A 12,159-nucleotide genomic window follows, 5' to 3' on the forward strand; every position below is an offset into this window, starting at 1 on the left:
TCGCGGGTGCGGGTCACGGAGATCGGTGACGACGACGTCGAGGGCGTCGTCGGCCTGTGGCGGGCCTGCGACCTGACCCGGCCCTGGAACGACCCGTACCGGGACATCGCCGACGCGCGGGCCCACCCCGCCGCGACGGTGCTCGTCGCACGGGACGGGGACGTCGTCGTCGGCTCCGTGCTGGCCGGGTACGAGGGGCACCGCGGCTGGCTCTACTACGTGGCCGTGGATCCCGACCGGCGGACGACGGGGCTCGGTCGGACCGTGGTCGAGGCGGCCGAGACGTGGCTGCGACGGGCGGGCGCGCGCAAGGTCCGCCTCATGGTGCGCAGCGCCAACACCGCGGTGCTGGGGTTCTACGAGCACCTCGGGTACGTCGACCAGGAGACGCGCGTGCTCGGGCGGACGCTCGACGACCCGCGCCGAGCGGGGTGAAGATCCCCGCCGACCTGCGGTGACACGGATGTCACCTGGTCCGCGTAGGCTGTCGCCCATGGCAACTGCGCACGAGGGCGACGGTGCTCTGGGGGACGTCATCGACCCGGAGCTGCCCGCCTCCACCTACGTCCTGGAGCCCGAGATCGTGGCCCCGCTGGTCCGCCGCGTCGTGACCTCCCACGGCGCGGGGACCCACCGCAGCGAGCTGCCGTTCACCGGTGCGCCGCTGGCGGCCGTCCCGCTGTCGAGCCCGCAGGACGTCGTCGGAGCGACCCGGGCGGCGCGGGCCGCTCAGCACGACTGGGCCGCCCTGCCGCTGCGCGAGCGCGCCCGCGTGCTCGACCGGCTCGGGGTGCTCGTGCTCGAGCGGCAGTCCGAGATCCTCGACCTGATCCAGATGGAGTCGGGCAAGTCGCGCCGCAACGCCTTCGAGGAGGTCGCCGACATCGCGCAGACCTGCCGGCACTTCGTGCGCCGTGCGGAGCGCTACCTCGCCGACCGGCGCGAACCGGGGGCCCTGTCGGTCCTGACCGGGGTGCGCGTGCACCGCCGGCCGGTGGGCGTCGTGGGGATCATCGCCCCGTGGAACTTCCCGCTGACCCTGGCCCTGTCCGAGACCGTCCCCGCCCTGCTGGCGGGCAACGCCGTCGTGCTCAAGCCGGACCCGCAGACCACCCTGTCGGCGCTGTGGGCGTCCGAGCTCCTGGCCGAGGCGGGGCTGCCGGACGACCTCTTCGCCGTGGTCGCGGGCGGCGTGGACATCGGGGCGGAGCTGGTGGACCACGTCGACCACGTCGCGTTCACCGGCTCCACCGAGACCGGGCGGAAGATCGCGGCCCGGGCGGGGGAGCGGCTGATCGGGGCGACCCTCGAGCTCGGTGGCAAGAATCCGCTGTACGTCGCGGCCGACGCCGACCTGGACCGTGCCGTGCCCGGCGTGCTGCGCGCCTGCTTCACGAACGCCGGCCAGCTGTGCATGTCGAGCGAGCGCCTCGTGCTGCACGAACGGATCGCCGAGAGGTTCCTCGAGCGGTTCGTGCCGGCGGTGCGGGCACTGACCCTGGGCACCGGCCTGGACTACACGGCCGACGTCGGCTCGCTCGTCTCGGCCGACCAGCTCGAGCGGGTGGCGGGGCACGTCGACGACGCCCTGGCCAAGGGCGCCCGGGCCCTGGTCGGTGCGGTCCACCGCAGCGACGTCGGTCCGTACTTCTACGCCCCGACCGTGCTCGACGACGTCCCGGACGACGCCGCGTGCCGGCACGAGGAGACGTTCGGCCCGGTCGTGGCCGTGACCCGGGTCGGTGGCGACGACGAGGCGGTGCGCGTCATGAACGACACGCACTTCGGCCTGCACGCCTCGATCTGGTCGACCGACGTCGCCCGTGCCCGGCGCCTCGCGGCCCGGGTCGAGACCGGCACGGTCGTCGTCAACGACGGCTACCTGCACGCCTGGGGCTCGGCCGCGGCACCCATGGGCGGGATGAAGGCCTCCGGCCTGGGCCGGCGGCACGGCCGGGAGGCGATCGAGGCGGTGACCGAGACGCAGAGCGTCGTCGCGCAGCGCGGGCACGGTCTCGGGATCTCGGTGGATGCCCTGTACGAGCTCGGCGGGGACGTGCCCAGCCGGGTGCTCACGGGTGCGCTGCGGGCGATGCGGCGCCTCCGGATGCCCTGACGGACGCCCTGACCCGCCGTCTCACGCGGTGAGCGCGGCCAGCTCGGCGCGCAGGTTCTCCGCGGCACGGGCGGCCCAGCGCCGGCGGCCGGCCTCCGTGCGGAACAACCCGCGTCCGGTGTGCAGGGCGAGCAGCCCCTCCAGCACCGCGGCGCGCCCGGCCCGGAAGGCGCCGTCGTCGACGTGGCCGTACTCGGCGCGCACCTGGGCGGTGTACCGCGCGTAGCGCGCCGGTGTGGCGCCGAGGACCGCGAGGTCGGCGTCGCTGACGAGCGCACCGACGTGGTCGGTGGGAGCCGGGTCGTGGTCGACGGTCACCCGGACGAGCCGTGCGACCTCCTCCGCCTGCCCGTCACCCGGGGGTCCCGGCGTGCGGGACGCCTCGCGTTCGTCGCGGCACGGCGGCAGCAGGGTGCGCGCGAGCGCTGCCGACTCCTCCTCGTCGGCCGGGGTGGCGCCGTCGTGCACGGCGTCGTGGAACCACAGGGCGAGCGCCGCGAGCCGCCCGGCCCCGTCCGTGGTCTCCGCGGTCCCGGCGGCCAGCAGCCCGTCCAGGGCGTCGAGGGTGTCGGCCAGGTGCAGCCGCGAGTGGTAGACGCGGTGCGGTTCGCCCCAACGCTCGACGAGCTCCTCGCCGACGGCGGCGGTCGGCCCGGCCGGCGTCGCTCCCTGGTCCACCCACAGCCGCGCCCACCGGGCCCGCAACGCCGCCGGCCTGGCGCGGGCCCGCTCCCACCCGGGGACCCGCAGGCCGGAGGCGGCGAGCGCCGACGACAGCTCGCGTCCCACGACGGGCACGGCGCCGGCGGCGACCAGGTCCTCGTACCGGTCGGCGGGTACGTCGTAGTGGTCGAGGTCGAAGCCGCGGTCCGGGATGCCGGCGGCGCGGGCGAAGGTCCGCAGCTCGTGCAGGGACCGGTCCGAGACCAGGTGGGACCAGTGGCGGCCGTGCGCGGGCCAGAGCGGCGGGTCGACGAGGACCGTCACGACGTCTCGCCGCTGGTGATCGACCGCCCGACCGCGTGGAGCACGGTGCTGTGCAGGGCGGACGTCGGCATGCGGTGAGCCTATCGACGTCGCCGTCGGACGCAACGGGTGCTGCCGGTGCCTTGTCGAAGGCGTCACCCATGGGCGATGCTCGGGGCACGCACCCCCGACCCGGAAGTCGAACCGATGGACCCCGACGCCACCACCCTGGAGAGTCCTGCCGATCCCGACACCGTCGGGCACGTCGTCGTCATGGGCGTCTCCGGCTCGGGCAAGACCACGGTCGCCACGCACCTGGCCGACCGCCTCGGTGTCACCTCCGCGGAGGGTGACGAGTTCCATCCCGCGGCGAACCTCGCGAAGATGGCCGCCGGGACACCGCTCACCGACGCGGACCGTGCCCCGTGGCTCGCCACGATCCGCGACTGGCTCAGCGCCGAGGCCGACGCGGGCCGTCCCGGCATCGTCACCTGCTCCGCCCTGCGCCGTGCCTACCGTGACGTGCTGCGCGACGCTCGCGGGCAGGTGCGGTTCGTGCACCTGGACGGCCCGCCCGAGCTCCTCGCCGAGCGGATGGGAGGACGGACGGGGCACTTCATGCCCGCGACCCTGCTGTCCTCGCAGCTCGCCACGCTCGAACCGCTCCAGGCCGACGAGGACGGGATCGTCGTCGGCGTCGCCGCGGAACCCGCCGACATCGTCGACACCGTCGTCGACCGGCTCGACCTCGCCTGAGCCGGCCGACGCGCCGCCGTCAGCCGGCCGTGACCGCCGACGAGGGGTCCAGGCCGTCGACGGCCTCGACGCTCTGCCGCGCGATCGCCAGCTCCTCCATCGTCGGGACCACCATGACCAGCGTCCGGGCCCAGTCGGGGGAGATGATGCGTTCCCCGCCACGAGCGGCGTTGCGGTCGTCGTCGACGGCGATCCCGAGCGCCTCCAGGTCCGCGCAGACCGCGGCCCGCACCGCGGCGTCGTTCTCGCCGACCCCCGCGGTGAACGCGATGACGTCCACGCGGCCCAGCAGCGCCGTGTAGGCGCCCACGTACTTGCGCAGCCGGTGGATGTACACGTCGAAGGCCAGGGCGGCGTCCTCGTCACCCTCGTCGACGAGCCGGTGCAGCTCGCGGAAGTCGTTGACGCCGGACAGTCCCAGCACCCCCGAGCGCTTGTTGAGCAGGGTGTCGAGCTCGTCGACGCTCATCCCGGCGTTGCGTGCCAGGTGGAACACCACCGCCGGGTCGATGTCGCCGGAGCGGGTGCCCATGACCAGGCCCTCCAGCGGTGTGAGGCCCATCGAGGTGTCGATCGGGACGCCCCCGCGCACGGCCGATGCCGACGCCCCGTTGCCCAGGTGGAGCACGATCGTGTTGAGGTCCTCGACCCGCCGGCCCAGCACCCGGGCCACCTTGCCGGCCACGTACTGGTGGCTCGTGCCGTGGAAGCCGTAGCGCCGCACGGCGTGCTCGCGCGCGACCTCACGGTCGATGGCGTAGGTGTAGGCCTCCGCGGGCAGCGCCTGGAAGAAGGCCGTGTCGAACACCGCCACGTGCGGCACGTCGCCGAGCAGGTCACGCGCCACCCGGATGCCCTGGAGGTTCGCCGGGTTGTGCAACGGGGCCAGCGGGACCAGGGCCTCGATGCGTTCGATGACGCCGTCGTCGACCACGGCCGGGCCGGAGAACTCCGCCCCGCCGTGCACCACGCGGTGCCCGACGGCGTGGATCCCCGCCTCGCTCAGCGGGGGGCCGGCCTCGTCGAACATGCCCAGCGCGAGCTTCAGCGCGTCGCCGTGGTCGGCGACCTCCAGCTCCCGGCGCGTACGGTTCCCGGCGTAGGTGTGGGTGACGATCCCGCTCGGCTCGCCGATCCGCTCGACCGTCCCTGCCGCGATCGCCTCGCCGCCCACCGGGTTGACCAGCTGGTACTTCAACGAGGACGACCCCGAGTTCAGCACCAGCACCGAACCGTGCGCCCCGTAGGCGCTGTACGGGTTCGGTCGCTCCGAGGCGGGCAGGATGCTCATGCGGTCTCTCCGTTCGACGTCGACTGGGCCTGGATCGCGGTGATCGCGACCGTGTTCACGATGTCGGCCACGAGCGCCCCGCGCGAGAGGTCGTTGACCGGCTTGTTGAGCCCCTGCAGGACCGGGCCGATCGCCACGGCGCCGGCGGAGCGCTGCACGGCCTTGTAGGTGTTGTTGCCGGTGTTCAGGTCCGGGAAGATGAAGACGCTCGCCTTGCCGGCCACCGAGGAGTCCGGCAGCTTCGAGGCGGCCACGGAGGCGTCCACGGCGGCGTCGTACTGGATCGGGCCCTCCACGGACAGCTCGGGGTGCCGCTCCTGGACGAGCGCGGTCGCCGCGCGCACCTTGTCGACGTCCGCGCCGGACCCGGAGGTCCCGGTGGAGTAGGACAGCATGGCCACCCGCGGGTCGACGCCGAACTGCTCGGCCGTGGCGGCCGAGGAGGCCGCGATGTCGGCGAGCTGCTCGGCCGTCGGGTCGGGGTTCACGGCACAGTCGCCGTAGGCGAGCACCCGGTCCGGCAGGCACATGAGGAACACCGAGGACACGACGGAGACGCCGGGCTGGGTCTTGATGATCTCGAACGACGGGCGGATCGTGTGCGCCGTCGTGTGCGCCGCGCCGGAGACCATGCCGTCGGCCAGGCCCAGGTGCACCATCATCGTGCCGAAGTAGGAGACGTCCGTGACGATCTCGCGTGCCCGCTCGACCGTCATGCCCTTACGGGCGCGCAGGTGGGCGTACTCGGCGGCGAACGTCTCCACGTGCTCCGGGTCGGTCGGGGAGAGCACCTGCGCGTCGGTGATGTCCAGCCCCAGCTCGGCGGCACGCTTCCGGATCGCGGCCTCGTCGCCCAGGATCGTGAGGTCCGCGATGCCGCGGGCGAGCACGGTCGAGGCCGCGCGCAGGATCCGGTCGTCGTCGCCCTCGGGCAGGACGACGCGGCGGCGGTCGGCGCGGGCCCTCTCGATGAGCTCGTGCTCGAACATCAGCGGGGTGACGACGGGCGTCCGCTCCACGGCCAGCCGTTCCAGCAGCTCGTCGCCGTCGATGCTCTGCTCGAACATCGCGCGGGCCACGTCGTGCTTGCGCTGGGCGTCGGGGGACATCCGGCCCCGGGTGCGCGACGCCGTCCGCGCGACCTCGTAGGTGTCGTGCGCGGTCGCGATGATCGGCACGTGGGGCTGCAGCGCGGCGGCGAGCTGACCGGTGCGTCCCGTCGGCCGGTGCCCCCCGGTGAGGATGATCCCCGCCAGCGAGGGGAAACGGTCGGCCGCCTGCACGGCCAGCAGGCCGAGCAGGATGTCCGTCCGGTCGCCCGGGGTGATCACCACGGTGCCGTCGGCGAGGCGGCCGAGCATGTGCTCGAAGGTCATGGCCCCGACGATGAGGTCGAGGGCCTCGCGGGACATCAGGTCCCGGTCGCCCAGCAGCAGCGTGCCGTCGACCGCCTCGGCGAGCTGCGCGACCGTCGGCGCTCCGAGGAAGGGCTCCTCGCCGATCACCCAGGCGGGCAGGTCCTCGCCCGGGAACCGGGCGACCGTCGCCGCGTCGGCGTCGCGCACCGCGCCCTCGGCCCGGTTGACGACGACGCCGACGGGTTGGGCGTGGTTGGCGCGCAGCTCGGCCAGGCTGAGCCGGGTCAGGGTCGTGACCTCGTCGATCCCGCGGTCGCGCCCGGAGACGACGAGCAGCACGGGGGAGTCGAGGTTGGCGGCCACGCGGGCGTTGAACGACAGCTCGGTGGCGCCCGAGACGTCGGTGTAGTCGGTCCCGAGGATGACGACGGCGTCGCACTGCGCGGCCACCCGGTGGTACCGCTCGACGATCCGCGACAGCGCGGCCTCGGGGTCCGCGTGGACGTCGTCGTAGGTCACACCGACGGTCTCCGCGTAGGTGAGGTCCACGCCGTCGTGCTCGAGCATCAGCTCCAGGACGTGGTCGCGCAGCGACGTGCCGCCGTCGGGCGACGGGCGCTCGGGGACGCGGGAGACGGCGCGGAAGACGCCGACACGCTGCACCTGGCGGACCAGAAGGTCGAGCACCCCCAGTGCGACGGTGGACTTGCCGGTGTCCCCCTCGGGGGAGGCGATGTAGATGCTGCGAGTGCTCACTGCCTGCCTGCTTCTCTGTGCTGGGCGGTGGTCAACCCCATTCCACCGCATCGGGACGGACGGTGCACCGATTCCGGACGTCGGGTGCGTCACGCCCAGGACGGCGTGCGCGGCGGTGGGCACGGGGCCCGCCGCCGCGCACGCGGTCACTCGTTGTCGCCGCCGGTGTCCTGCATGCCGGCAGCCCCCTCGCCGACCACCCGGCGGGCCCCGGGCCACACCCAGTCGCGCACCTCGGGGATGTCCTCGCCGTGCTCGCGGGTGTACTGGCGGGCGGCCAGCCGCTGGTCGACCATCCGCTGGCGCAGCCCCGCGACCTTCGAGCCCAGTCCCGGCACCCGGTCGATCACGTCGATCACCAGGTGGTACCGGTCGATGTCGTTGAGCATCGCCATGTCGAAGGGGGTGGTCGTGGTGCCCTCCTCCTTGTACCCGCGCACGTGGATGTTGCCGTGGTTGCGCCGGCGGTAGGTGAGCCGGTGGATGAGCCAGGGGTAGCCGTGGTAGTTGAAGACCACCGGCCGGTCGGGCGTGAACAGCCCGTCGAAGTCCTTGTCCGAGAGCCCGTGCGGGTGCTCGTGCTCGTCCTGGAGCCGCATGAGGTCGACGACGTTGACCACGCGCACCTTGAGGTCCGGCAGCTCGGTGCGCAGGATGTCCGCGGCGGCCAGCACCTCGAGGGTGGGCACGTCGCCGGCGCAGCCGAGCACGACGTCCGGGTCCTCGCCGTGCACCTCGGTGCCGGCCCACTCCCAGATGCCGAGCCCGCGGGTGCAGTGCGCGATCGCGTCGTCCATGGACAGGAACTGCGGGGCCGGCTGCTTGCCGGCCACGACGACGTTGACGTACTGGCGGCTGCGCAGGCAGTGGTCGTACGTGCTGAGCAGCGTGTTGGCGTCCGGCGGCAGGTACACCCGCACGATCTCCGCCTTCTTGTTGACCACGTGGTCGATGAAACCCGGGTCCTGGTGGCTGAAGCCGTTGTGGTCCTGACGCCACACGTGGCTGGACAGCAGGTAGTTGAGGCTCGCGATCGGCCGCCGCCACGGGATGTGGTTGGTCACCTTGAGCCACTTGGCGTGCTGGTTGAACATCGAGTCGACGATGTGGATGAACGCCTCGTAGCTGGTGAACAGGCCGTGGCGGCCGGTGAGCAGGTAGCCCTCCAGCCAGCCCTGGCACTGGTGCTCGGACAGCATCTCCATGACCCGGCCGGCGCGTGCCATGTGCTCGTCGACGTCCGGGCCGTAGAAGTCGGCGTTCCACTGCTTGTCCGTCGTCTCGTAGACCGCCTGCAGCCGGTTCGACGCCGTCTCGTCGGGCCCGAAGATGCGGAAGTTGTCCGGGTTGCGGCGCACCACCTCGTTCAGCCACGAACCGAGCACGCGGGTCGACTCCGCCACGGCACCGCCCGGCTCGGGCACGTCGACGGCGAAGCGGCGGAAGTCGGGCATGCGCAGGTCCTTGAGCAGCCGCCCGCCGTTGGCGTACGGGGTCGCGCTCATCCGCAGGTCGCCGGTCGGGGCCTGGGCCGCGATCTCCTCGCGCAGCCGGCCCGCGTCGTCGAACAGCTCCTCGGGGCGGTAGGACTGCAGCCAGTCGCGGAGCACGTCGAGGTGCTCGGTCGTGTCGCGGGCGCTGGACAGCGGGACCTGGTGGGAGCGCCAGGAGTCCTCGGTCTTGTGACCGTCGATCTCCGGCGGGCAGGTCCAGCCCTTGGGGGTGCGGAAGACGATCATCGGCCAGGCCGGTCGCTCGTCGTTCCCGGCGGCGGCGTCGGCCTTGATGCGGGCGATGTGGTCCATCACCTCGTCGAGGAGCTGGGCGAAGCGCCGGTGCACGGCCGCGTGGTCCTCGCCGTCGAAACCGCCCGTGAAGAAGTACGGGGTGTGCCCGTAGCCGACCATCAGGGCGCGCAGCTCGTCGTCGCTGATGCGGCTCAGCACCGTGGGGTTGGCGATCTTGTACCCGTTGAGGTGCAGGATCGGCAGGACGACACCGTCGGTGCGGGGGTTGACGAACTTGTTGGAGTGCCAGCTGGTCGCCAGCGGCCCGGTTTCGGCCTCGCCGTCGCCGACGACGGCGGCGACCAGCAGGTCGGGGTTGTCGAACGCCGCGCCGTAGGCGTGCGAGAGCGCGTAGCCGAGCTCGCCGCCCTCGTGGATCGATCCCGGGGTCTCCGGGGCGACGTGGCTGGGGATCCCGCCGGGGAACGAGAACTGCCGGAACAGCCGGCGCATGCCCTCGGCGTCCTGGGTGATGTCGCTGTAGGTCTCGGTGTAGGTGCCCTCGAGGTAGGTGTTCGCCACCAGGCCGGGTCCGCCGTGGCCGGGGCCCGCCACGTAGACCGTCGACTGCTCGCGCTCGCGAATCGTCCGGTTGAGGTGCGCATAGAGGAAGTTCAGACCCGGCGTGGTGCCCCAGTGCCCGAGGAGGCGGGGCTTGACGTCGTCGCGCGTCAGCTCCTCACGCAGCAGCGGGTTGCTCAGCAGGTAGATCTGGCCGACCGAGAGGTAGTTGGCCGCGCGCCACCACTGGTCGAGCCGGTCGACGTCGGTGTCCGACAGCTCGGTGACACCGGTGGCCGGCCAGGTCGTGGTGCTCGGGGTCGTCGTGCTCATCTGCCACTCCTCCGCTCGGGACGTCAGGGCCGTGCTCGTGACCTCATTCCACCGCACCCGGGGCCCGAGTGCAGGGGGAGGACAGGATGGCGGGCGTGCCTGGTTCCTGCTGCCCGCCGGTGTCCCGGCCCTGTGGTCAGACCATATCGGATTCCCGTCGGTGGCGTCGACGCGGATACCGTGGGGCCGTGTCCGACGCCCCGCCCGCACGACGCTCGTTCTGGGCGGTCGCCCGCCAGCCGCGCATGCTCGTCGTCCTGCTGCTGCTCCTGCTCGCCGCCGCCGTGTGCGGACGCCTCGGCGTCTGGCAGATCGACCGTGCCTACGAGCGGGCGAACCTCGCCGCCCAGCAGGAGGCGGCCGAGCAGGAGGCCTCCGGACCGGCCGAGCTCGGCGAGCTGCTGGCGCCGCAGGAGGCGTTCCCCGGGGAGCTCGTCGGACGCGAGGCCCGGGTCACCGGGACCTACGAGCCGGACGGCCAGATGCTCGTCGCCGGCCGGTCCCTGGACGGCGTCGAGGGGTACCTCGTGCTCACGCCGCTGCGCGTGTCCGACGACGGGACCGGCGGGGCGTCGTGGGCCGAGCTGTCCGGGCCGCCCGTGCTGCCGGTGGTCCGCGGCTGGGTCGACTCGCCGGCCCCGGGGCCCGCGGCCCTCGAGGTGCCCGCCGGTGAGGTCGACGTGACGGGCTGGCTGCAGGCCTCCGAGTCCACCGCGCGCACCGGGACCGTCCCCGACAACCCGGACGGTCCGCCGCTGACGCAGGACATCGCCGCGTCGGCGCTCGCGAACACGTGGGACGGGCCGATCTACTCCGCGTACGCCGTGCTGACGTCGTCCGACCCGGCGCAGCCCGCAGCCGCGTCGGGCGGTCCGGCGCCCCTGCCCCGCCCCGTGCTCGACGGCGGGACCGACGTGAACCTGCAGAACTTCTTCTACGCCCTGCAGTGGTGGGTGTTCGGGCTGTTCGCCGTGGCCCTGTGGGTCCGGCTCGTGCGGGACGAGATGGCCGGCGGGCGTCGAGAACGACGACGGGACCGGCACCCCCGCGAGGGCGGGCGGCGCGACGACGACCCGGTCGGCACCGGGATCGCCGGGCTGCCGTCGTCCTGACCCCTTCGTGCAACGAGCGTGCTCACTCGGTACCCGAAAGCTGTGGATGAGGGACTGAAGGCGCACGCACGTCGGCGAGGGTGTGGATGCCGTCGGCGGTCCGGCCCGGAGGTCTGGTCCCCTCAGCAGGTGTCGAAGCCTCCCTGTCCCGTCCCTCCCGCCCTGCTCGCCGTCGCCCGTCGTCAGGCGGGACTCGTCGCCGTCCGCCAGTGCCTCGAGCACGGGATGACGAGGCGTCAGGTCGACGGACGGGTGCGGCGCAAGGAATGGGAACGGGTGGCTCGGGGGGTCTGCGACGCCGGCGTCGTGCGGCCCGGCACCGTCGGTGAGGGGTTCGACCTGGCCCGGCGACGCACCGCCTGTCTCGGTCCGCTCCGCCACCCGGGCACGGCGGCCGTCAGTGTGGGCGCCCTGGTGCTGCACGGCGTCCACGGGGCTCCGACGCGTTTCGTCGCGGAGGTCGCTGCGGTGAAGGCGGCTCCGCGCCGCGGTGACGAGAGGGTCCGGGTGCGGCGCGTGCTGGTCCCGTCACCCGAGGAGGTGGACGGCATCCTCGTGGCACCGGTCGTCGACTCCCTGGCGCTCGCCGTGCCGGCCCTGACCCGTCTCGAAGCCGTCGCCATGATCGACTCGGCACGACACCAGGGACTGGTCGACGACGCCGGGGTGCGGCGCGCACGCACCCTGGCGACCGGTCGGCGCGGGGCTCGTCGCAGCCACGCGTGGTGGGCGCTCTCCGACGCGCGGGCCGAGTCGCCGGCCGAGTCGTGGGCCCGGATCACCTGCGGAGACGCCGGGGTGCCGCCGGACGCCGTCCAGCTCCGCGTCGTGCGCGCCGACGGCAGGGTCGTGGCGCGCGTCGACCTCGCGTGGATCCTGCCCGACGGCGGCGTGCTGCTCACGGAGATCGACGGACGGGACGTCCACTCGACGCCCGGAGCCCTGCTGGCCGACCGGCGACGGCAGAACCGGATCGACGCGCGGTGTACCGTCGTCCGGCGCTTCACCGGAGCCGAGGCGCGCGACGGGACGGCGGCCCGGGAGCTCGCCCGTGAGCTCGACGGGGCGGGGTGGGTGCCGACCCCCGTGCCGCCGGGACACTCCTCCTGCATCGAGCGTGCTGGATTGGTCCCGGACTCCTGGCGATGAGGGGCGAAGCCGGCACGCTCGATGCCTCAGGGGG

9 protein-coding genes are annotated in these 12,159 nt (G+C 73.4%); 5 read left to right on the forward strand and 4 right to left on the reverse strand.

Annotated elements, in window-relative coordinates; translation table 11 throughout:
• The first annotated feature begins 6 nt into the window (after positions 1–6).
• Complete coding sequence (locus tag Q6347_RS04665; protein WP_304606784.1) at positions 7–435, forward strand: GNAT family acetyltransferase; 429 nt, start codon at positions 7–9, stop codon at positions 433–435.
• A gap of 58 nt (positions 436–493) precedes the next feature.
• Positions 494–2,116 (forward strand): succinic semialdehyde dehydrogenase, encoded by a 1,623-nt coding sequence (locus Q6347_RS04670; protein ID WP_304606785.1) that lies wholly within the window; start codon positions 494–496, stop codon positions 2,114–2,116.
• A 21-nt stretch (positions 2,117–2,137) separates the two neighbouring features.
• On the opposite strand, the gene Q6347_RS04675 is transcribed toward Q6347_RS04670, so the two are convergent.
• Positions 2,138–3,103, reverse strand: coding sequence for a DUF4031 domain-containing protein (locus Q6347_RS04675; protein WP_304606786.1), 966 nt, complete (start codon positions 3,101–3,103; stop codon positions 2,138–2,140).
• Positions 3,104–3,289: 186 nt separating this feature from the next.
• Between Q6347_RS04675 and Q6347_RS04680 the strand changes: the two genes are divergently transcribed.
• On the forward strand, positions 3,290–3,838 hold the full coding sequence (locus Q6347_RS04680) for a gluconokinase (RefSeq protein WP_304606787.1): 549 nt from the start codon (positions 3,290–3,292) through the stop codon (positions 3,836–3,838).
• 19 nt (positions 3,839–3,857) lie between these two features.
• Here Q6347_RS04680 and Q6347_RS04685 read toward each other — a convergent pair whose 3' ends face one another.
• From Q6347_RS04685 to Q6347_RS04695, 3 genes are all read right to left on the reverse strand, one after another.
• Positions 3,858–5,129, reverse strand: a complete 1,272-nt coding sequence (locus Q6347_RS04685; RefSeq protein ID WP_304602493.1) for an acetate/propionate family kinase — start codon at positions 5,127–5,129, stop codon at positions 3,858–3,860.
• Complete coding sequence (gene pta / locus Q6347_RS04690; RefSeq protein ID WP_369810804.1) at positions 5,126–7,243, reverse strand: phosphate acetyltransferase; 2,118 nt, start codon at positions 7,241–7,243, stop codon at positions 5,126–5,128. Before pta ends, Q6347_RS04685 begins: the two co-directional genes overlap by 4 nt.
• 146 nt (positions 7,244–7,389) lie before the next feature.
• On the reverse strand, positions 7,390–9,864 hold the full coding sequence (locus tag Q6347_RS04695; RefSeq protein ID WP_304602490.1) for a phosphoketolase: 2,475 nt from the start codon (positions 9,862–9,864) through the stop codon (positions 7,390–7,392).
• A gap of 188 nt (positions 9,865–10,052) precedes the next feature.
• Here Q6347_RS04695 and Q6347_RS04700 point away from each other — a divergent pair, with 188 nt between their 5' ends.
• Positions 10,053–10,976 (forward strand): SURF1 family protein, encoded by a 924-nt coding sequence (locus Q6347_RS04700; protein ID WP_304602489.1) that lies wholly within the window; start codon positions 10,053–10,055, stop codon positions 10,974–10,976.
• A gap of 129 nt (positions 10,977–11,105) precedes the next feature.
• Positions 11,106–12,125 carry a type IV toxin-antitoxin system AbiEi family antitoxin domain-containing protein gene (locus Q6347_RS04705; RefSeq protein WP_304606790.1) on the forward strand — a complete coding sequence of 340 codons (1,020 nt, stop codon included), beginning with the start codon at positions 11,106–11,108 and terminating at the stop codon, positions 12,123–12,125.
• Positions 12,126–12,159: the final 34 nt, after the last annotated feature.

The organism is Isoptericola sp. b408 (genome assembly GCF_030588085.1).
GTDB lineage: Bacteria > Actinomycetota > Actinomycetes > Actinomycetales > Cellulomonadaceae > Isoptericola > Isoptericola sediminis.